General features: G+C 38.0%; 19 protein-coding genes and 1 tRNA gene. 14 read left to right on the top strand and 6 right to left on the bottom strand.

From position 1 onward, the window contains the following. Nucleotides 1-40: 40 nt before the first annotated feature. Genes ACO052_RS03525 through ACO052_RS03545 form a run of 5 tightly spaced genes read left to right on the top strand, consistent with a single transcriptional unit; the run spans nucleotide 41 to nucleotide 4,656 of the window. On the top strand, nucleotides 41-2,287 hold the full coding sequence (locus ACO052_RS03525) for a ribonuclease R family protein (RefSeq protein ID WP_422106637.1): 2,247 nt from the start codon (nucleotides 41-43) through the stop codon (nucleotides 2,285-2,287). 33 nt (nucleotides 2,288-2,320) lie between these two features. Beyond that, entirely contained in the window at nucleotides 2,321-2,620 is a 300-nt protein-coding gene (locus ACO052_RS03530; RefSeq protein WP_422106638.1) for a YbjQ family protein, read from the top strand. A 20-nt stretch (nucleotides 2,621-2,640) separates the two neighbouring features. Then, nucleotides 2,641-3,312, top strand: coding sequence for a head GIN domain-containing protein (locus ACO052_RS03535; RefSeq protein WP_422106639.1), 672 nt, complete (start codon nucleotides 2,641-2,643; stop codon nucleotides 3,310-3,312). 42 nt (nucleotides 3,313-3,354) lie between these two features. Then, a complete protein-coding gene (locus ACO052_RS03540; RefSeq protein ID WP_422106640.1) occupies nucleotides 3,355-4,038 on the top strand; it encodes a LysE family translocator in 684 nt (227 codons plus the stop codon). After that, the gene (locus ACO052_RS03545) at nucleotides 4,039-4,656 is read left to right on the top strand and encodes a hypothetical protein (RefSeq protein ID WP_422106641.1); all 618 of its coding nucleotides are present in this window, start codon (nucleotides 4,039-4,041) and stop codon (nucleotides 4,654-4,656) included. Between the two features lie 49 nt (nucleotides 4,657-4,705). Here ACO052_RS03545 and ACO052_RS03550 read toward each other — a convergent pair. The 3 genes from ACO052_RS03550 to ACO052_RS03560 all read right to left on the bottom strand — a co-directional run bounded on the left by ACO052_RS03550 (nucleotide 4,706) and on the right by ACO052_RS03560 (nucleotide 5,486). After that, nucleotides 4,706-4,776: transfer RNA gene (locus ACO052_RS03550), tRNA-Cys, on the bottom strand. A 50-nt stretch (nucleotides 4,777-4,826) separates the two neighbouring features. Beyond that, nucleotides 4,827-5,189: a dihydroneopterin aldolase gene (gene folB, locus ACO052_RS03555; protein ID WP_422106642.1), complete on the bottom strand. Its 363-nt coding sequence runs from the start codon at nucleotides 5,187-5,189 to the stop codon at nucleotides 4,827-4,829. 96 nt (nucleotides 5,190-5,285) lie between these two features. Beyond that, nucleotides 5,286-5,486, bottom strand: coding sequence for a zinc ribbon domain-containing protein (locus tag ACO052_RS03560; protein ID WP_422106643.1), 201 nt, complete (start codon nucleotides 5,484-5,486; stop codon nucleotides 5,286-5,288). 107 nt (nucleotides 5,487-5,593) lie between these two features. On the opposite strand from ACO052_RS03560, the gene ACO052_RS03565 reads away from it, so the two are divergent. From ACO052_RS03565 to ACO052_RS03580, 4 genes are all read left to right on the top strand, one after another. Next, complete coding sequence (locus ACO052_RS03565) at nucleotides 5,594-6,220, top strand: hypothetical protein (RefSeq protein ID WP_422106644.1); 627 nt, start codon at nucleotides 5,594-5,596, stop codon at nucleotides 6,218-6,220. A gap of 24 nt (nucleotides 6,221-6,244) precedes the next feature. Continuing rightward, nucleotides 6,245-8,281 carry a glutamine--tRNA ligase/YqeY domain fusion protein gene (locus tag ACO052_RS03570; protein WP_422106645.1) on the top strand — a complete coding sequence of 679 codons (2,037 nt, stop codon included), beginning with the start codon at nucleotides 6,245-6,247 and terminating at the stop codon, nucleotides 8,279-8,281. Nucleotides 8,282-8,325: 44 nt separating this feature from the next. Continuing rightward, nucleotides 8,326-8,832 carry a hypothetical protein gene (locus tag ACO052_RS03575; protein ID WP_422106646.1) on the top strand — a complete coding sequence of 169 codons (507 nt, stop codon included), beginning with the start codon at nucleotides 8,326-8,328 and terminating at the stop codon, nucleotides 8,830-8,832. A 101-nt stretch (nucleotides 8,833-8,933) separates the two neighbouring features. Beyond that, nucleotides 8,934-9,410, top strand: coding sequence for a DUF1761 domain-containing protein (locus ACO052_RS03580; protein WP_422106647.1), 477 nt, complete (start codon nucleotides 8,934-8,936; stop codon nucleotides 9,408-9,410). 45 nt (nucleotides 9,411-9,455) lie between these two features. Here the strand turns inward: ACO052_RS03580 and ACO052_RS03585 are convergent, their stop codons facing one another. Next, nucleotides 9,456-10,382 carry an SPFH domain-containing protein gene (locus ACO052_RS03585; RefSeq protein WP_422106648.1) on the bottom strand — a complete coding sequence of 309 codons (927 nt, stop codon included), beginning with the start codon at nucleotides 10,380-10,382 and terminating at the stop codon, nucleotides 9,456-9,458. A gap of 96 nt (nucleotides 10,383-10,478) precedes the next feature. On the opposite strand from ACO052_RS03585, the gene ACO052_RS03590 reads away from it, so the two are divergent. Beyond that, on the top strand, nucleotides 10,479-11,159 hold the full coding sequence (locus ACO052_RS03590) for a hypothetical protein (protein ID WP_422106649.1): 681 nt from the start codon (nucleotides 10,479-10,481) through the stop codon (nucleotides 11,157-11,159). A 100-nt stretch (nucleotides 11,160-11,259) separates the two neighbouring features. Here ACO052_RS03590 and gltX read toward each other — a convergent pair whose 3' ends face one another. Together gltX and ACO052_RS03600 are read right to left on the bottom strand one after the other, a co-directional pair. Continuing rightward, on the bottom strand, nucleotides 11,260-12,777 hold the full coding sequence (gene gltX, locus ACO052_RS03595) for a glutamate--tRNA ligase (protein WP_422106650.1): 1,518 nt from the start codon (nucleotides 12,775-12,777) through the stop codon (nucleotides 11,260-11,262). Between the two features lie 126 nt (nucleotides 12,778-12,903). After that, nucleotides 12,904-13,947 (bottom strand): alkane 1-monooxygenase, encoded by a 1,044-nt coding sequence (locus tag ACO052_RS03600; RefSeq protein WP_422106651.1) that lies wholly within the window; start codon nucleotides 13,945-13,947, stop codon nucleotides 12,904-12,906. Nucleotides 13,948-14,165: 218 nt separating this feature from the next. On the opposite strand from ACO052_RS03600, the gene ACO052_RS03605 reads away from it, so the two are divergent. The 4 genes from ACO052_RS03605 (at nucleotide 14,166) to ACO052_RS03620 (ending at nucleotide 21,136) form a co-directional block, all read left to right on the top strand. Next, nucleotides 14,166-17,765 (top strand): DUF4175 family protein, encoded by a 3,600-nt coding sequence (locus tag ACO052_RS03605; protein WP_422106652.1) that lies wholly within the window; start codon nucleotides 14,166-14,168, stop codon nucleotides 17,763-17,765. Further along, nucleotides 17,758-18,165 carry an rRNA maturation RNase YbeY gene (ybeY, locus tag ACO052_RS03610; protein WP_422106653.1) on the top strand — a complete coding sequence of 136 codons (408 nt, stop codon included), beginning with the start codon at nucleotides 17,758-17,760 and terminating at the stop codon, nucleotides 18,163-18,165. The genes ACO052_RS03605 and ybeY overlap by 8 nt, the downstream gene beginning before the upstream one ends. Before the next feature lie 149 nt (nucleotides 18,166-18,314). Then, nucleotides 18,315-20,186, top strand: a complete 1,872-nt coding sequence (gene mnmG, locus ACO052_RS03615) for a tRNA uridine-5-carboxymethylaminomethyl(34) synthesis enzyme MnmG (RefSeq protein WP_422108036.1) — start codon at nucleotides 18,315-18,317, stop codon at nucleotides 20,184-20,186. 89 nt (nucleotides 20,187-20,275) lie between these two features. Continuing rightward, nucleotides 20,276-21,136 carry a class I SAM-dependent methyltransferase gene (locus tag ACO052_RS03620; protein WP_422106654.1) on the top strand — a complete coding sequence of 287 codons (861 nt, stop codon included), beginning with the start codon at nucleotides 20,276-20,278 and terminating at the stop codon, nucleotides 21,134-21,136. Nucleotides 21,137-21,148: the final 12 nt, after the last annotated feature.

Here is a 21,148-nt window from a genome sequence, read left to right on the forward strand (position 1 = left end):
GGTAACACTCTGAATGACCTATGAAAATGAATAAAATTAAATGACAAGAAAAAGAAAAAAGAAATCTAAAAACAACAAGATTTCTAACCTTACAAATACAATCTTAAGTATACTAAAGAAAGAGCGTAATAAATCCTTTAACTATAAACAAATTGCAGCGATACTTGGTGTTAATGATGCCAGTAGCCGTAACCAAATTATAAAAACTTTAGCCAAATTAGCGGCTAAACAAGAAATAGAACAGGTCGATCGTGGCAAATTTAAGGCCATTGTGACTGCCGAGTATTATACGGGTATTTTAGATATATCCTCTAAAGGTAGTGGCTATGTGATTAGTGATGATTTTGAAGAGGATGTGTTTATTGCCTCTAATAACATTAATAGAGCTTTTGATGGTGATGAGGTCGAATTTTATGCGTACAAACGCAGAAAACGCGGTAGAATAGAAGGTGAAATTACCACTATTTTAAATCGTGCCAAGAGCGAGTATGTTGGTACGATTCAAATCCAAGATAAAAAGAACTACGCCTTTGTTATACCGGATAGTAGCAAGATGTATAAAGACATTTTTGTACCCATTAACAAAACTAAAAAAGCAGAAGATGGCGATAAGGTTTTGGTTACACTGACCGACTGGCCAGACCATGCGGATTCACCTTATGGCAAAGTGGTTGAGGTCCTTGGAAAGCCAGGCGAGCACAGTACAGAGATTCATTCCATTTTAGCAGAATATGGTTTACCACATGAGTTCCCCTATGAGGTAGAGCAATTTGCTAACCAATTAGATACTTCAATTACGGAAGAGGAAATTGCGAAGCGTCGCGATATGCGACAAGATTTAACCTTCACCATAGATCCTAAGGATGCCAAGGATTTTGATGATGCCCTATCGCTTACTGTTCTGGATAATGGCTTATACGAAATAGGTATTCATATTGCCGATGTATCGCATTACCTTGAACCAGGAACAGTTTTAGACGATGAAGCTTACGAACGGGCCACATCGATTTACTTGGTCGATCGTGTGGTTCCCATGCTTCCCGAGATTCTATCGAATGGTGCTTGCTCGCTTAGACCACATGAAGAAAAATACACCTTTTCGGCGGTCTTTCAGATGAATGATCAATGTGAGATAAAACACCAATGGTTTGGTAGAACGGTGACCTATTCTGATACCCGTTTTGCCTATGAAGAAGCCCAAGCTATTATAGAACAAAACCCTGACTTTGCCATTCCTACGAAAGCAGGAATCTCTTCTTTAAATACTACAATTCCAGAAAACGTATCCTTAACAAGTAAAGCCTATAATACCAAACCAGAAATTGCTGAGGCCATTTTAATTTTAGATCGATTAGCTAAAAAGATGCGAGCAAAGCGTATGCGTACGGGAGCGATTTCTTTCGATAAGGTGGAGGTAAAATTTAACTTAGATGAAAATGCTAACCCGACAGGAGTCTTCTTTAAAACGAGTAAAGATGCCAATAAGCTTATTGAAGAGTTTATGCTTTTGGCCAATAGAAAAGTATCAGAGTTTATAGGTAAACAAAATCCTAAAAAGACGTTTGTATACCGGGTACATGACGAACCTGATGAAGCTAAATTAGCGCAATTACAGACGGTCGTAGGGCGTTTTGGTCATAAATTGACATTTACAGATCGCAATACTATTGCATCCTCATTAAACAACTTACTCAAGAATGTTGTCGGTAAAAAGGAACAGAATTTGGTGGATACATTAGCGATTCGCACCATGGCTAAGGCTGAATATACTACTCATAATATCGGGCACTATGGCTTGGCTTTTGATTATTACAGCCATTTTACGTCACCTATTCGGCGTTATCCTGATGTGATGGCACATCGCCTATTACAGCATTATTTAGATGGAGGAAAATCAGCCAATGAAGCCGTTTACGAAGAAAAGTGTAAACATTCAAGTAATATGGAATACTTAGCTACCAAGGCAGAGCGCGATTCCATAAAATACATGCAGATCCGTTTTATGCAAGACCATCAGGATGAAGAGTTCTTAGGAGTGATTTCAGGGGTTACCGATTGGGGCATCTATGTCGAAATTATCTCCAACAAATGCGAAGGTATGGTAAGTCTTAGGGATATGACTGATGATACCTACGATTTTGATCAAACACATTATGCCATGATTGGTCGAAATACCCATAGCATGTATCAGTTGGGAGATGAGGTCATCGTTAAAGTGAAGGCTACGGATTTAGTAAAAAAACATTTGGACTTCTACTTACTTGGAAAGGCAAATACAGAAGATTAAATTTGTAATTTAGATAACCATCAAAATTTGACTATGATACTTACAACGACAAATTCTATTGAAGGCTTTAAAATCATAGATTATTTAGGCATTGTTACAGGTGTGGCATTAAATGAAGAAACCATGAGTGCTAGTTTTAGCATGTCTAAATACATGAAAAAAATTCAAAGTAGTGTAGATAGCGTAAAAGAAACAGCATTTCAAAGACTTCAAGAAAATGCAAGACAATTAAATGCTAATGCCGTCGTTGGTATAAAAGTTGAGGTAGAATTAACAACCCATAATTATCCTATGGTTTCCGTAACGGGAACTGCGGTAAAGGTTGCTACATAACTTAAAAACATAATTAGTCCATGAAAAACATACTTTTTTTACTTGTTATACTATTGAGTATTAACATTAGTGCTCAACAAACTATTGAAAAGACGGTTGGAGAATTTAAGACCTTGAAAGTTTTTGATTTAATCAACGTAAAAATGAAGAAATCTGATGAGAACAAGGTCATCATCTCTGGAAAAAACCGTAAAGACGTTCAGGTCATCAATAAAAACGGAAAGCTTAAAATTAGGATGAAGCTAGAAGAAAGTTATGATGGCAATGATACTGTTATTATACTTCATTATACGTCTGTGGAGGTTATAGATGCCAATGAAGGTGCCAATGTAAAGGTTGAGGATCCCATAGAACAATTCGAAATTGATTTCAAAACCCAAGAAGGAGGTGCAATCACAGCAGAATTAAAAACGAGCTATGCTAATTTTAGAGCAGTAACAGGTGGCATTATTAATGTTTCTGGAAGCTCTAAAAACCAAGATATCTCTATCTATACAGGTGGGGTTTTTAATGGTGAAGAACTTCAAACAGAGAAAACAGAAGTAAGTATCAATGCGGGAGGTGAGGCTTATGTAAATGCTTCAGAAAAAGTCGAGGTCAGAATAAAAGCTGGTGGCGATGTATTCATTTATGGTGACCCTAAAGTTGTAGACGAAAATCGTGTCTTAGGAGGTAGAATAAAACGTATGTAATTTCCTTTCAGTTTGTTACTTTTGTGTAAACCGCAAGTTTACATGTTAGATGACATCTTAACAGCTATTCCCTTCGGAATTATTTTAGCCTTTACCATTGGTCCTGTCTTCTTTGTGCTATTGGAAACTAGTGCCACAAAAGGCTTTACCAGTGCCTTAGTGTTTGACTTAGGTGTGATTCTGGCTGACATTGTCTTTATTGCTCTCATTTTTATGAGTACGGACACCCTACTCGATAAAATAAAGGATGATCCTAAATTATTGGTTTTTGGTGGTGTTTTACTCATTGTTTATGGTATCATTTCATTTATTAAAATCTCTAAATCATTCCGCTCTATTGTTAGGGAGCATCATAAAATAGAATTACCAAAGAAAGATTATGGGAAGCTTTTTGTAAAGGGCTTTTTACTGAATTTTATAAACATCGGTGTACTTTTAGGCTGGTTGGGATTCATTGTCATTGGCACGTCTATTACAACCTCCGAAAACGGTGTTTTCGTTTTTATTGTGACTATGTTGATGTCCTACTTTTTATGTGATCTTTTTAAGATAGCCGCGGCCAAACGTTTAAAGAGTAAATTAACGCCAAGACGCATTTTTAAAACCAAGAAAATCGTTGCCTTGGTAATTCTGGGCTTTGGTATTTTACTTTTGTCTCAAGGGCTTTTCCCCGAATTGTATGAAAAAGGCAAGGAGCAGATTGATAAGGTGAATCCAATACGTTAAATGTTTAAAAAAATAGCCGTAATACTTACCCTGCTTTGCTTATGGAGTTCAAGTGCTCAATTTGAATGGACACCGGCAAAAGTGATATTGAAAACAGGAGAATCATTTAGGGGATTGGTGAAGTTCCCAAAGCATTTAAGCGGTATTATAACCATAGGAAGTTCAAAATTCAAATTCAAGAAAAACAGAAAATCTAAAGTTAGAAAGTTGGGTCATGACACCGTTTATGAAGTAATATTTGGCGATGAAGATTTTACAACAGTTCATTTTAAATATGTCCCAGTGAGTAAGAATAGATTTATTTTAATGGAAGAAATAATATATGGTAGGGTGAGCTTATTTGCAAGAACAGTTTTAACAACATATACTGAACGTTCACCTTTCGGTTCGGAATTCGATAGGACTATTTATTATGATGATATAGACTATTATTTTAAAAGAGATACAGAAGATATAGCCACTCATATTAACAATGTTCCCACCAATGCAATATTTAGACGTGTGGCAAAAAAATATTTTGCTGATTGTGAGAAAATAGTTGGGTACTTAGAAGATGAGCTATATAAACTAAAAGACCTTATAGAACTAGTAGAAGATTATAATCTGCTTTGTGATTAATTAAAACTTTAAATTAAAAAACCCTCAACTTAGGTTGAAGGTTTTTCCGAGGTGTCGAGCGGATTCGAACCGCTGTAGATGGTGTTGCAGACCACTGCCTAGCCACTCGGCCACGACACCTTATTGAGAGGGCAAATATATAAATTATATACGTTTTACCCTATATAGGCTTAGTTTTTTCGTTGTTCAGAAAGTTCAATAGTTACCATTTCAACGTCACCACCAATTGGTGGATTAATTTTGCTTACGGAAACCGAGGCTTCTTTAACCAAGCGATCTTCACTAAAAATTCTATCGAGAATACGTTGGGCCACTGTTTCCAGTAGTTTTGAAGGTACAGCCATTTCTTCTCTTACAACCTTGTTTAAAAACACATAATCCACAGTATCGCTTAATGCATCGGTTTGAGCTGAAGTTGTAAGGTCGGCTTCTACAATGACATCAACCCTATAGTCACTACCAATAATGGTTTCTTCCTTTAAACACCCATGATGTGCATACATCCGAATATTTTCAACTTTAATGATTCCCATATCGCAAAAATAATACTAGAGATGTCACTTCGAGCGAATTTCTGAAAGAAATTCACTTGCCTGTGCAAAGAGTGGTCACTGAGCGAAGTCGAAGTGTTAATTCGTGAAGAAATCAAATATATTGCTGATAGCACTAGTTTTGGCCTTAAAGAATTCGGTATAAGTGCACTGTTTACAGGTCACGGAAGTAAACTTCTTGTTTTGTACATCGAATATTTTAGAGAGCGTGCCGCCTGTAGCTCTCATTTCGCTAATTTCATAGGTGGTATTGCTGCATTTTGGACATCTGTAATTCATAATTTTTTAGTTTTGATTAATGGTATTCTATAGGTGTTGCATAGTGCATTAATGTTACAATTTGTGTAATTTTACTAATTCAAAAAGAATTAAAAAAACAAGTATAAATGGCTGATGAAAAAGGCTATACCGAAGATAACATTCAAGCACTTGATGGGATGCAACATGTTAGAATGCGTCCACAAATGTACTTTGAGAGATGCTTTAAAGAGCAAACATTAAACGCTGTTATTTTTGAGTCCTTATGTCATGCGCTCGATGAATATTATGATAATTTATGTTCAAATATTCAAGTTGAACTTTATGAAACGGCTTTTAAAATCACTTATAAATCAGGAATGTCTCTTGAATTGATAAAGAATGAAGATTTTACAAGAGCAGAAGCAATAATGACCAAAATAGGGGCATGTAGCAATATGAAAAAACACCTCCATGTTGGACACCGTTATTGTAATATAGGAATGGCATCTGTAAATGCTGCATCAGAAGTATGCAGACTAAAAACAGTTTCAAATCATAAAAAAGGTATTTTTGTCTTCGAAAAAGGAAAAACGAACACTAAACTTTTGATGAATGATGTTCAAGAAGAAAATAGCACTGAATTGTATTTCAAACTTGATATGACCATTTTTAAAGGGCTGAAATTCACTTATGATGGTATCAGAGCAGAAATTGAAAGCATACAATCCGATTTCAAAGGTTTAGATTTTAAATTATTTAGCCATATTAAATAGTTCTGTATTTATTTAAAAATCAATATGTCAGAAGAAACAAAACCACTCAATTTTATAGAGCACATTATTGAAGAGGATTTAGCCAATGGATTGTCCAAGGAGAAATTGCGTTTTCGCTTTCCTCCGGAGCCTAACGGCTACTTGCACATTGGTCATACGAAAGCTATAGGTATTAGCTTTGGATTGGGTGAAAAATACAATGCTCCGGTCAACCTAAGATTTGACGATACCAATCCTGCAAAAGAAGAACAGGAGTATGTAGATGCTATAAAACGGGATATCGCATGGCTTGGCTACAAATGGGCGAATGAGTTGTATTCTTCGGATTATTTTGACAAATTGTATGATTGGGCCGTACGGTTGATTAAGGACGGTAAAGCTTATGTTGATAGCCAATCGTCTGAGACAATGGCAGAGCAAAAAGGGACACCGACGCAACCTGGAACCAACAGCCCATTTAGAGACAGGAGCATAGAAGAGAACTTGGATTTATTTCAACGTATGAAAGCAGGGGAGTTCCCTGCTGGGACACATGTATTGCGTGCTAAAATCGATATGGAGGACCCCAATATGCTGATGCGCGACCCTATTATGTATCGCATACTTTATGCGCATCATCACAGAACAGGTGATGAGTGGTGCATATATCCCATGTACGATTGGACACATGGTGAGAGCGATTATATTGAACAGATTTCCCACTCGCTATGCTCATTAGAATTTAAGCCACATAGAAAACTATATAATTGGTTTAGGGACCATGTTTATGAGTATGATAAAGATCGGCTGCCATTACCTCCTAAACAACGTGAATTTGCACGTCTTAACTTAAGCTATACCATAATGAGCAAGCGTAAACTGTTGCGTTTGGTCAATGATGGCGTAGTGAATGGTTGGGACGATCCGCGTATGCCAACTATTTCGGGTTTACGTCGCAGAGGCTACACCCCAAATTCTATTCGACAGTTTATTGAAAAAGTAGGTGTGGCTAAGCGCGAAAATGTTATTGACGTATCCTTGCTAGAGTTTTGTATTCGGGAAGACTTGAATAAAACAGCCAATCGCGTCATGGCGATTTTAGACCCTGTCAAAGTGGTGATTACCAATTATCCTGAAGGAAAAGAAGAATGGCTTGAAGCCGAAAACAACCAAGAAGATGTAGAGGCTGGTTTTAGAAAAGTACCCTTTTCCAGAGACATTTATATTGAAAAAGAAGACTTTAAGGAGGAAGCAGGAAATAAGTTCTTTAGGTTGAAATTAGGTGGTGAAGTACGGTTAAAGAATGCCTATATCATTAAGGCCAATAGTGTGGTTAAGAATGATCACGGTGAAATCCTAGAAATTCATTGTACCTATGATACAGATACATCCAAGAAAGTAAAAGGGACATTACATTGGGTATCCATAAAACATGCCATGACTGCTGAGGTAAGAGAATACGATCGCCTATTTATGCATGAGGCTCCTGACAGTGATAAGGATAAAGACTTTATTGAATTCCTAAACCCAAATTCATTAACTATCAAGACAGGCCATTTGGAACCTAGTTTAGCAGATGTTAATGCAGGTGACAGGTTTCAGTTTCAGCGCTTGGGCTACTTTGTGGTTGATGAAGATTCTAGGCCTGACCAATTGGTATTTAATAAAACGGTTGGTTTACGCGATAGTTGGACCAAACAAACGCATACTAAGGGTAGTCAAAGTGCATCCAAGCCTCAAAATAATAACCAGAACAAACCGAAGCAACCACAACAAAAACGATCAGCTATAAGTGTTATTCAACAATTAGGTAAAAAGTACACGAATTTACCCGTAGAGAAACAAGCTAAGGCTAAAACCGAAATTCAAACGCTTGCCAATGAGGTGTCTTATGAAGAATTAGAGCCTTTATTTGGTACTGCTGTAAAAAAAGCAGGCACACGTATTGCCGTAATGATTTCGTTAAAAGAACTGCTTAAAAATGGCTTGGAACGCAATGAAGCGATCAATGCGTTTATTACAAAAGCGTCAGAGGATAAGAACGAATTATTGGTTGCCGAAGCGCAGTCTCTTTTATCTTAGGCATTTAATTGTTGTGTTTTGAAAACTTTTACGACAAAACACATATGAAGTCATTACTCATCCTATTAATTACCCTAAGCTCGGTATTCGTGTTTTCACAAAACATGACCAATGAAAAGCTCGATAACATTTACACCTCTATTAGCGACTCTATACAAGGCAGGTCAGGAGCCTGGCAATTTTATGTTAAGGAGGTACAACTGATTTCTATAACGGATAGTATCCATAACAGAATGCGTATTATATCACCTATAATGGATTCTAATGCATTGACGGACGATTTAATTAAAGCAGCCATGATTGCCAATTTTCACACCGCTCTGGATGTAAAATATGCGGTGACTGATGGTATCTTGTGGTCGGTTTTTATTCATCCTTTAAAAGAATTATCGGAGCACCAAGTTAAAGATGCGGTAAGTCAGGTTTATAATGCCCATATTAATTTCGGAACTACCTTTGCGAGTACAGGTTTGTCCTTTCCATTTAGTCAGCCTTCAGAAGAGAAGATAAGAAAAGAGCCAAAATCAAGCTTAAAAAAGAAGAAAATTTAGGGACTATTCATTGCATTTTAATACAGTCTATAAACCTCTAACAAACACTTAGAGGTTTTTTTGTACTTTTAAATCATACTAACTATAAATCATGCAATATTATGGAAATGAATATTTTGGCCATCGTCGTGGCTGCAATTGTACCCTTAATCGTCGGAGCTATTTGGTATAATCCAAAAGTATTAGGTACCGCCTGGATGAAAGCTTCCGGTATGACTGAAGAAAAGATGAAAGGTGGAAACATAGCCGTTATATTTGGGATAACACTAGTGCTATCGATTTTGTTAGCTATGACTGTAAACGGAATGGTGATTCATCAGATTGCAGCTTCCCAAATGGTATATCCAGATATGGAGGCCGAAACGTATAAGGCATTTATGGCCGAATTTGGAAATGCCCACCGTAATTTTCGACATGGAGCACTTCACGGAGCCATAGGCGCCCTATTTTTTGTGTTGCCAGTATTGGGAATAAATGCACTTTTTGAAAGAAAGGGGTGGAAATATATTCTTGTTAACGTTGGCTATTGGGTGGTGACCTTAGCCATTATGGGAGCCATTTTATGTGGTTGGAAATAACAAAAAAGCCTTGAATTTCAAGGCTTTTTTATACTGTACTTTTTATTAACTCTCACTGTCTTTTTTGGCTTTTTTCATGGCTTCACCAATCTGGTTGCTAGCCGTAAAACTCGCCACCATGTCGTTGAGCATATTACTACCGGCCTGTGGGGAGTTAGGCAACAATATTAAGTTGCTATTAGTCTCTTGACCTATAGACTGTAAAGTATCATAATGCTGAGTTACAACGATAAGCGCAGAAGCTTCTTGCGAGTTAATGCCTACTTTGTTTAAAACTTCAACCGACTCTTCCAAACCACGAGCAATTTCGCGACGTTGATCAGCAATACCCTGACCTTGTAAACGCTTACTTTCGGCTTCAGCTTTAGCTTTTTCAACGATAAGGATTCGAGCCGCATCACCTTCAAACTGAGCGGCAATCTTTTCGCGCTCGGAGGCATTAATGCGGTTCATTGCTGCTTTAACCTGTGCATCAGGATCAATATCCGTAACTAAGGTTTTAATGATGTCGTAACCATATTCTAACATGTACTCCTGTAGTTCGCGCTTAACAGCAATGGCAATATCATCTTTCTTCACAAAGACATCGTCCAATTTCATTTTAGGGACTTCGGCACGCACCACGTCAAATACAAATGAAGTGATTTGATCATGCGGATATTCTAACTTATAAAAAGCATCATAGACTTTATCGCGAATCACTTTATATTGTACAGAAACTTTTAGTTTTACGAATACATCGTCTAAAGTCTTAGTTTCTATGAGCACATCCAGCTGCTGAATTTTTAAGCTGAGACGACCAGCGATTCTATCAACTAAAGGAATCTTTATTTGCAGACCAGAATGTCGAATACTTTGATATCTACCGAAACGTTCTATGACCGCAGCCGTTTGCTGTTTTACAATAAAGAACAAGGAAATAAAAACAATTAAACCAAAAAATATAATCGGAATTAAAACAAATTGACCCATAACAAGTTTTTTAAAAGGTTAGTGAATACGAAATACTAAATGTAAGTATTATTAAATTATTTTACTTAGGTTTGCCGTAATTAGCTCTTAAATCTCATGAAAAAACCCAATTACCTACCATTAGTAGCTTTTTGTATGCTCTTCGTTACATTTAGCTATGCTCAGCACAAACGTTATACCATTAAGAATGGCTTTGCTCTAGGGGGAGGGATAACCCAATACGATATCATAAGCGATAATCTAAACACTACTGCTGGCAGCGGTTGGCTAATTAATGCCTCAACCACTGCCGATATACCGCACAAGTGGTATAACATAAGTTTTGGAATGCAACTGTCTGAAAACACGATTGAAATTGATGGGGGGTTATCCGATGATGGGGTTGCGTTTACGGAAAAACAACTCGAGTACAAGCTGTTTGCTGCACAATTATCAATGTTACTACATGCCAAGGTGATTAGAAACTTATTAACCATCGATTTTGGTCCCATGCTACAATACAATGGCAAATTGGAGTTACAAGACGATAATCCAGACAACCTGTTTTTGAGAGTTAACGAAGATATCTTTGCAGCCCAGGAGTTGGAAGATATTTCCCAATTTAACGTCAATGGCGCCATTGGAGCAACGTTAGGCTTTCAATTTATAAAATTCCGAGCCCAATATATCTATGGTTTTACCAATATATTAAACAAGCTCAATGATAAAGACCTTTCCAGAGAAAATTTTAAAGGTAATCAGAGTATGCTAACCTTTGCGGCTTTAATCACCTTTTGAATTTAGTGTCATTACGAATCGTGCTAAAAGCGTGATGTAGGAATCTGCTAATTTCATAAGATGACCAAGTCCTTCTTGTCCAATTCCTTGTCATAACAGGTTACATGGTTTTCACTAGGGCATCGATACGTCTTACAGTTTCGTTTTTACCAATTAAAAACATAATTTCAAAAACATCAGGTCCTTGAAGCGCACCAACTAAGGCCAAGCGCAAAGGCATCATCACTTTTCCAAAGCCAATATTGTTTTCGGTAATCCAACCTTTTAACTTGGACTGAAGATTCTGAACGGTAAACTCTCGAGTAACAGAAACGATGTCAATGACTTTCTGCATCAACTCAATCGTACCTTCTTTTAGCGCTTTTTTAGAGGCTTTGTCGTCGTAAGTTTCGGGGGCAACAAAGAAGAAATGACTCAAGTTCCAAAACTCATGGATAAAGGTGGCACGTTCTTTAACCAATCCAACAACCAAAGCGATATAGTTAACATCAATATCAGTCAGTTCAGCTCGACTAGATTTGAATTGTTCTGCCAAGTCCAAGTCCAATTGCTGCTGCATGTAGTGGTGGTTGAACCATTGTGTTTTATCGGGATCAAAACGTGCACCAGCTTTATTGACGCGTTCTAAATCAAAAGCGTTGACGAGCTCTTCCACACTAAATATTTCTTGCTCCGTGCCAGGATTCCAGCCTAGAAAGGCCAAGAAATTTACAACAGCTTCAGGGAAATACCCATCTTCCTTATAGCCTCTAGAGGTTTCATTTGTTTTTGGGTCTGTCCAAGCCATTGGAAATACAGGAAACCCTAGTTTATCACCATCACGCTTGCTTAACTTCCCTTTTCCAGTGGGTTTAAGGATTAATGGCAAATGTGCAAATTGCGGCGTTTCCCAACCAAAGGCATCATATAGTAATTGATGTAAAGCTAAAGATGGCAACCATTCTTCACCACGGATAACATGTGTAATTTCCATCAAATGATCATCCACAATATTAGCCAGGTGATAAGTCGGCATACCATCACTTTTAAATAGGACCTTATCGTCTAACACGTTGGTATCTATAGAGATATCACCACGAATGATGTCTTTTAAATGCAAAGTCTCATCCTGAGGTGATTTAAAGCGAACCACATAAGGCTCACCAGCATCAAGTTTAGTTTTGGTGTCTTCTCCTGAAAGCACTAACGAATTCACTAAGCGACCCTTCTCACGATTGTGCCAATTGTAGATAAAGGTTTTGCCTTTAGCTTCGTGGTCTTTTCTATGAGCGTCTAATTGCTCGGGCGTATCAAAGGCGTAATAGGCTTTACCTTCGCTAATCAATTGGTCCGCATACTGTTTGTATAAATGCTTACGTTCGCTTTGTCTGTAAGGACCAAACGTTTCATTTGTTCCTGGCCCTTCATCAAAAGGAATGCCGCACCAGTTTAAGGCGGCGACAATATAGTCTTCAGCACCTTCGACATAGCGGTTTTGGTCTGTGTCTTCAATTCTTAACACAAAATCACCACCATATTTTTTGGCAAATAAATAGTTGAATAATGCGGTTCTTACTCCACCAATATGCAAAGGCCCTGTTGGACTAGGCGCAAAGCGCACACGTACGTTTTTAGACATTTCTGTAATTCAAGTGATTTGTCATTCCGAACTTGTTTCAGAATCTAGCGCAAAGATAGAATTATAGGATTGAAGTAAGAAGTACGAAGTTAGAAGTTTTTGTAAACTGAAAACTTAAACTGGCAACTAAGAAAGAATCATTTCCCTAGGCACACGCTTATTCATAATCTTAAACCAAATTGGTGGCACCATAGCCAAAACCATGGAAGTGGGGTAACCAAAAGGCATTTGTGGACTTTCGTCATGACAATCCAAGATTTGATACTTTTTAGAAGACTTGTAGTGATGGTCGCTATGGCGGGTTAGCTCGTATAAGACGATGCGTCCAATGACATGATTAGAATTCCAAGAATGCATTTCTTTAACACGCTCGTAACGGCCAGATTTGGTCTTTAGTCGCAATAAACCATAATGCTCAATATAATTCACGGTTTCTAGAAGTATAAAACCGACGATACCGGCAAAAAAAGCAAAGCGTAATGCGTTTGTTCCAAACAATAACCCAATTGATATCAAATATCCAGTTTGGAATATCGTATACCATAGCATGTCGTTTTTAATTGAGAAGAACGATTGGTTGCTATTTTTCAATAATTTCTTTTGGATACGCCAAGCGTTCAGGTATTGCCGAATTGTTGAAGTGAACCAAAATGAATACACCGATTGATTATAGCGTGCTGTAGCAGGATCTTCTGGTGTGGCGGCATGTAGATGATGCCCATAATTATGTTCTATATAAAAATGCATGTAGAATGAAGGTAAAAGCAAAGCCTTACCTATAAAGCGTTCGTTCGTGGTTTGTCGGTGCCCCAATTCGTGGCCTACATTTATGCCATTTACTCCGAGCACAATCCCAATCGAAAAGATCAGCCCCACAAACTCATATGTCGCTAAACTTTCATTTGTAACGATAAATAAAGCGTAGACAACTAAGCCAAAGACAATCGGTAAGTTAAGGTACAACAACCAATCAAAGACTTTACGCTTTAATTTGCTATCAGCTTCTTCGGGCTCAAGATTTCTAGTATCCACAGGAAAAATCAGCTCCAAAATAGGAATACATACAAAAGCAAATATAGGCGTAGCCCAAACCCAATAGCCCTTAAGGTACAACCCGAGAAATGCCATTATAGGAATTGAAAAAGCGGCTAAATATTTTAAATCTTTCATGTTTTTGTCGTTCCTGCGTGTCACACTGAGCTTGTCGAAGTGTAGGCAGGAATCTATTTAATGTTTTTTGAGGGTTCTTGTCGTTAAACGATGTACTATAAAAATGACGACTTTAACGCACCATTCCTCTAAATTAACAGAATCTTACCAAAATTAAGGAAATGACAATTAAAATAAAATTGTAGATTAGTCAGTTAGAATAGTACAACGCTGTCATTTTGAGCAATTTTGAGACCATAAAACACAAGCTTCAAGAGTTCATTAGGAAATTTTATACCAATGAACTGCTAAAAGGAGCCATCTTGTTTTTTGCAACAGGGCTACTATATTTTATAGTGACCTTGTTTGTAGAATACATGCTATGGCTTAACCCAACAGCTAGAACAGTTTTGTTTTGGACCTTTATTGCTGTTGAGCTGGGTTTGTTTATAAAGTTTATAGCTATTCCTTTGGCACATTTATTCAACTTGCGCCAAGGCATTAATTACGAAACCGCCTCTCGATTAATAGGTAATCATTTTCCTGAGGTTAATGATAAGTTGCTTAATGTGTTGCAGCTCAAAGAAAACTCGGCACAGTCCGATTTACTATTGGCAAGTATAGAGCAGAAGTCAAAAGAATTAAAACCTATCCCGTTTAAATCAGCGATTAACTTCAAGTCTAATACGAAGTATCTAAAATATGCGGCGATTCCTGTTGTTATAATAGCATTGTCATTTATCACTGGCAAAATCAATTGGTTTAGTGACAGTTACGAACGTGTGGTAAATTATAAAACAGCTTATGAACCTCCAGCACCGTTTCAATTTTTTGTGCTTAATGAGTCGCTACAAGCCATTGAAGGTAAGGATTTTAAGCTGAAGGTGTCCACTGCTGGCGATGTAATTCCGGAGAGTGCCCAGATTCAATTTAATGGGCAGTCCTATTACCTTCAGCAGATAGCACCAGGAGAATTTCAATATACCTTTAATTTACCTAGGGAGCGCATTGAGTTTTCACTGTCGGCTAATGATGTCAGCTCAAAAACTTATGAGTTGCAAGTACTTAATACACCTAATTTAGTAAATTTTGAAATGGTTTTGGATTACCCGTCTTACACCAAAAAGCAAGATGAAGTATTGCGAAGCACAGGATCAGCTGTAATTCCTGAAGGCACAAAAGTTACTTGGAGAGCAGAGACAAAATCAACAAACGAAGTTCATATTTATGCGACGGACACTTTGAATTTTACACAAAGTGAAGGAGGGAATTTTGAAGCGACTAAACGACTTTATAGCAATTATAATTACAGCATTTCTACGAGTAATGACCATCTTAAGGATTATGAAAATCTGTCTTATAGCATCAGTGTTGTCAAGGATTTAAGTCCAGAGTTGGAAATTAAGGTTCAAAAAGACACACTCGATCAACAGAGCTTGTATTTTTATGGACAGGCTAGTGATGATTTCGGATTAACACGATTGAACTTGGTTTATTATCCAGCAGAAGACGAAACAAAGAAGGTAGTGGCACCAATAGCCATTTCAAAATCGAACTTTAGTGAGTTTGTCAGTGCCTTTCCCAATCAGTTTAATCTCGATGAAGGGGTGAGTTACCAGTTGTATTTTGAGGTTTTTGACAATGATGCATTGCATAATTATAAGCGCACAAAAAGTAGTGTGTTTAATTACCGAAAATTGACCAATGAAGAAGAAGAGCAAAAACAATTGCAGGAGCAGAACGAGACGATTAAGGATATAGGTAAGACCTTCGAAAAGTTACAAGAACAGGATAAGAAGCTCGAAGAGTTTTCTAAAACGCAAAAAGAAAAACCTGAACTCAATTTTAATGATAAAAAGAAATTTGAAGATTTTTTGAAGCGTCAAAAGCAACAGGAGCAATTGATGAAGAACTTCAATAAGAAGCTTCAGGATAATTTGGAAGAATTTCAAGACGAGAAGAAAGAAGATCAATTTAAAGAAGATCTAAAAGAGCGTCTCAAGGAGAATGAAGAGCAGCTGAAGAAAGATGAAAAACTATTGGAAGAGCTCGAGGAATTAAAGGACAAAATCAATAAAGAAGAGTTTACTCAAAAGCTGGATGAACTAGCCAAGCAAAACAAAAATAAAAAACGTAGCATGAAACAGCTCTTGGAGCTGACAAAACGTTTTTATGTAATGAAAAAAGCTGAAAAAATCTCTAATCAGCTTGATGACCTATCCAAAAAACAAGAAGAACTCTCTAATAAAGATAAAGAGAACACAAAAAGTAAGCAGGAAGAACTCAATAAAGCGTTTGAAAAGCTTCAAAAGGATATTGAAGAGTTAAAACAAGAAGACAGGCGTCTTCAGAAACCTATGAACGTACCAGTTGATGAGTTTTTGGAAGACGGCGTCAAGTACGATCAAAAAGAGGCCACAGAGGCCTTGGAAAAGAAGGAACAAAGCGAAGAGGAAAAGAACGCCCAAGGAGCTCAAGAGCAGCAGCAAAAAGCGCAAGAAAAACAAAAGAAGGCGGCCAAGAAGATGAAAGAAATGAGTGAGAAGATGATGTCTATGCTTGGCGGAGGTGGCGGAGGCGGTAGCCAAATGCAAGAAGATGTGGATATGTTGCGGCAGATATTAGAGAACCTATTGTTGTATTCCTTCGATCAGGAAGCACTTATGAATACCTTTGAACGCATCGATATCGATAATAATAAATACGGCAAGTATATCATAGAACAAAGTAACCTCAGAGAGCATTTTGAACATATAGACGATAGCCTCTTTGCGTTATCCTTGAGACAACCTAAGATTTCAGAACGTGTTAATTCTCAGATAACGGAAGTCTACTTTAATATAGACAAAGCTTTAGGGCAACTTACGGAAAATAGAATTTATCAAGGGGTATCATCTCAGCAATATGCTATAACTGCCACTAATGAATTGGCAAGCTTTTTAAGCGATGTGTTGGATAATATGGAAATGTCCATGAATGCTACGCCGGGGTCTGGAAGCGGTGAAAGTGGTCCACAATTGCCTGATATTATTATGAGTCAAGAGGAACTCAATAAGCAAATGGAAGAAGGGGTTAAGAAGAGTCAAGAGGGCCAGGAAGGGAAGGAAGGTGAAGAAGGGAAACAACCTGGCGAAGAAGGTCAAGAAGGCCAAGAAGGCAATGAGGGACAGGAAGGTGAGGGCCAACAACAGGGCGAACAGGGACAGCAAGGTCAGGAAGGACAGGAAGGACAGAATGGTGAAAATGGCAATCAACAGGGTAATGGAGGACAAGATGGACAAGAAGGTGAAGGCAATGAAAATGGAACGGATAACAGTAGCAAAGACGGAAAGAACGGAAAGAATGGAAAGGATGGAAAGGATGTAAGGAACGGTGCAGAGGGTAACGAAGATAGTAAGGATGGTTATGGAGAAGGCGGAAATGAGGAGCAAAATGCCGAGCTATATAAAATTTATCAACGTCAACAACAACTACGACAGGCTTTAGAAGATCGCATGGTAAAAGAGGGGAAAATAGAATCAGCAGGTCAGTTGATTAAGCAAATGGAGGATATAGAGCTCGATTTATTGAATTATGGGTTTACCAATCAGACCTTGCAAAAGATGATGGATTTACAGCATCAGTTGTTAAAGCTGGAGAATGCCACCTTTATGCAAGGACAGGATACTAAGCGAGAGTCAGAAACGAACGAGAAGGATTTTGATATTGCTAATCCCAGTCAAATACCTACGGTTAAGCAATATTTCAATACCACGGAAATTTTAAATCGTCAAGCCTTACCTTTGCAGAATCATTATAAGAAGAAGATTCAAGAGTATTTTAAAAAGACGAATGATTAATTTCCATTACGAAACCGATTTTGAATTAGAAGGACCTGATCTAATTTCATTATGGATTTCTAATACGATTACGGAAGAGCATTGTCGGGAGGGTGAGATTAATTATATCTTCTGTTCGGACGACTATCTTCATAAAATCAATCTTGAATTCTTAAATCACGACACCTTGACGGACATCATTAGCTTTGACTACTCGGTAGGAAAAGAACTACATGGTGATATTTATATTTCAGTTGATCGTGTCAAGGAAAACACAACTGAATTTGGGACCTCTTTTCAAGACGAATTGGCAAGAGTTATGATTCATGGCATTTTACATTACTGTGGCTACAAGGACAAGTCGCAAGAGGATGCTAAACTGATGAGGCGTAAGGAGGACTACTACTTAAACAAGCGTTAGCGATTGAAGCTATTTCGGCGTATATTTGCAAACTGAAAATTTGAAATGATAATAGTGTTCCACGTGGAACACTACATGGTGGTGTCGAGAGCATTTGCCACCAAAATTTGAATTGGTCATTGGGCTTTCGAAGTGACCTAGCGAAAGATATGTTTAACGAGGTTTATGATGTTATTGTTGTTGGTGCTGGCCATGCTGGAAGTGAGGCTGCGGCTGCGGCTGCCAATATGGGAAGTAAGACCTTATTGATTACAATGAACCTCCAAAACATTGCGCAGATGTCTTGTAACCCTGCCATGGGCGGCATTGCAAAAGGACAAATTGTTAGGGAGATTGATGCCTTGGGCGGCTATAGTGGTATTGTGTCTGACACGTCTTCCATTCAGTTTAAAATGCTGAATAAATCTAAGGGACCGGCGATGTGGAGCCCAAGGGTGCAATCTGACAGAATGCGTTTTGCTGAGGATTGGAGATTGCTTTTGGAGAATACGCCTAATCTTGATTTTTATCAGGAAATGGTTTCAGGGCTGCTTATTGAAAGGGATAAGGTGATTGGTGTAAAAACATCTTTGGGAATTGAGGTCAAGGCGAAAACCGTTGTTCTGACCAATGGCACTTTTTTGAATGGGCTTATTCATATAGGGGATAAAAATTTTGGTGGAGGAAGAGCTGGTGAAAGAGCCGCAACAGGAATTACAGAGGAGCTTATAGCAATTGGATTTGATTCGGGGAGGATGAAAACAGGTACACCACCGAGGGTAGATGGACGATCCTTAGATTATACTGTTATGATTGAACAGCCTGGAGATGACAACCCGGAAAAGTTTTCCTATTTAGATATTACCCAACCCTTGAAGGAACAGCGGTCTTGTCATATGACGTACACAAGTCCAGAGGTTCACGATTTACTTCGCGAGGGCTTTGATCGTTCTCCGATGTTTAATGGTAGGATAAAAAGCGTAGGGCCTAGATATTGCCCATCGATTGAAGATAAGATCAATCGCTTTGCAGACAAAGAGAGGCATCAATTATTTGTGGAGCCAGAAGGCTGGAATACCGTTGAGGTATATGTGAATGGTTTTTCGACCTCATTACCAGAAGACGTTCAGTACAACGCACTGCGGTCCGTAAAAGGGTTTGAGAATGTTAAGTTCTTTAGACCAGGTTATGCTATTGAATACGATTATTTTCCGCCCACACAATTAAAGCACACGTTAGAAACCAAGTTAGTGGATGGCTTATTCTTTGCGGGGCAAATTAATGGAACCACCGGCTATGAGGAAGCGGCTTCTCAAGGATTAATGGCAGGTATTAATGCGAGCCTTAAAGTTCAGGAAAAAGCACCGTTTACATTAAAAAGAGATGAGGCCTACATAGGTGTTTTGATTGATGATTTGATCACCAAAGGTACTGAAGAGCCGTATCGCATGTTTACTTCAAGAGCGGAATACAGAACTTTGCTACGTCAGGATAATGCCGATTTTAGATTGACCCCGAAAGGATTTGACTTGGGCTTGGCGTCTGAAAAACGCCTAAGACGTATGGAACAAAAGCAGTCTAAGTCTGATGCATTTGTGCAGTTTTTTAAGGATACAAGTGTAAAACCAGAAGAAATTAATCCGATTTTAGAGTCTAAGAATTCCGCTAAAGTGAAGCAGCAGGACAAAATGTTTAAGCTGTACGCAAGACCAAATATCACTATAGATGATATGCGAAAAGTAGGGGCCGTGGACCAGTATATTTTGGATAATGCTTTGGATACGGAGGTGATAGAGCAAACGGAAATACAGGTGAAATATGCCGGCTACATCGAAAAGGAAAAGAACAATGCTGACAAATTAAATCGTCTCGAAAATGTAAAGATTCCATTGAATTTCGATTATTCCAAATTGAAATCTATGAGCATGGAGGCAAGGCAAAAGTTGACGGAAATTCAGCCGGTCACGATATCACAAGCATCTCGAATCAGTGGCGTATCTCCTAATGATATTTCGGTTTTATTAGTGTATTTGGGAAGATAAGACTCAGATGTTCCACGTGGAACATTTGGTGGCTTCGAGAGCCTCAGCCACCAAAAACTAGTCGTTGAGGCTCTCGAAATGGCCTACTAATGAAAGACAAAAAAACTACATACCTTACTGCTAAAGACCATTCTGTTTCTGGTGAAGAATTCCAGTTACTATATAATAGAGACCTGGATATGTTAGAAACATTTCCACAACCCAAGGCAGAAAAACTTTCAGACTATTATAAGAGCGAAGACTATATTTCACATACGGACAGCAAACGAAATCTATTAGAGCGTGTTTATCATTTGGTCCGCAAGATGTCTTTAAGACGAAAATTGAAATTGATTAATGCGTTCAACGCCGAGCAAAAATCTCTGTTGGATATTGGATGTGGAACCGGTGATTTTTTAGAAACCGCATTAAAAGACGAGTGGAACATTACAGGAATTGAACCAGAAGAAAAGGCCAGACAAATTGCAAATTCAAAAACTGATAATGCCGTTTTTGGGATAGAACATCTAAAAAATTTAGAAGCACATAGTTTTGATGTGATTTCCCTTTGGCACGTACTCGAGCATTTGCCAAATTTAGAAATGCAAATAAAGTTGTTTAAACAGGTATTGAAACCTAATGGGACTTTGGTCATTGCCGTGCCAAATTTTAAAAGCTATGATGCCGAGCACTATAAAGAATTTTGGGCTGCATATGATGTGCCAAGACACTTATGGCATTTTTCTAAAACAGCGATTTCAGAACTGTTCATTAAAGAAGGTCTAGCGCTACAGAAAGTCTTACCATTGCGTTTTGATGCTTATTATGTGAGCTTACTTTCAGAAAAGTACAAATCGGGTTTTATGAACCCCATTAAAGCATTTTGGATCGGCATGCGCTCAAATCTAAAAGCAAAACGCTCTAAAGAGTATTCATCCCTTATTTACGTCCTTAAATACGCAAATACCTAATATAAAAGCCGT

Source organism: Winogradskyella sp. (assembly GCF_965228925.1).
Taxonomy (GTDB): Bacteria; Bacteroidota; Bacteroidia; order Flavobacteriales; family Flavobacteriaceae; genus Winogradskyella.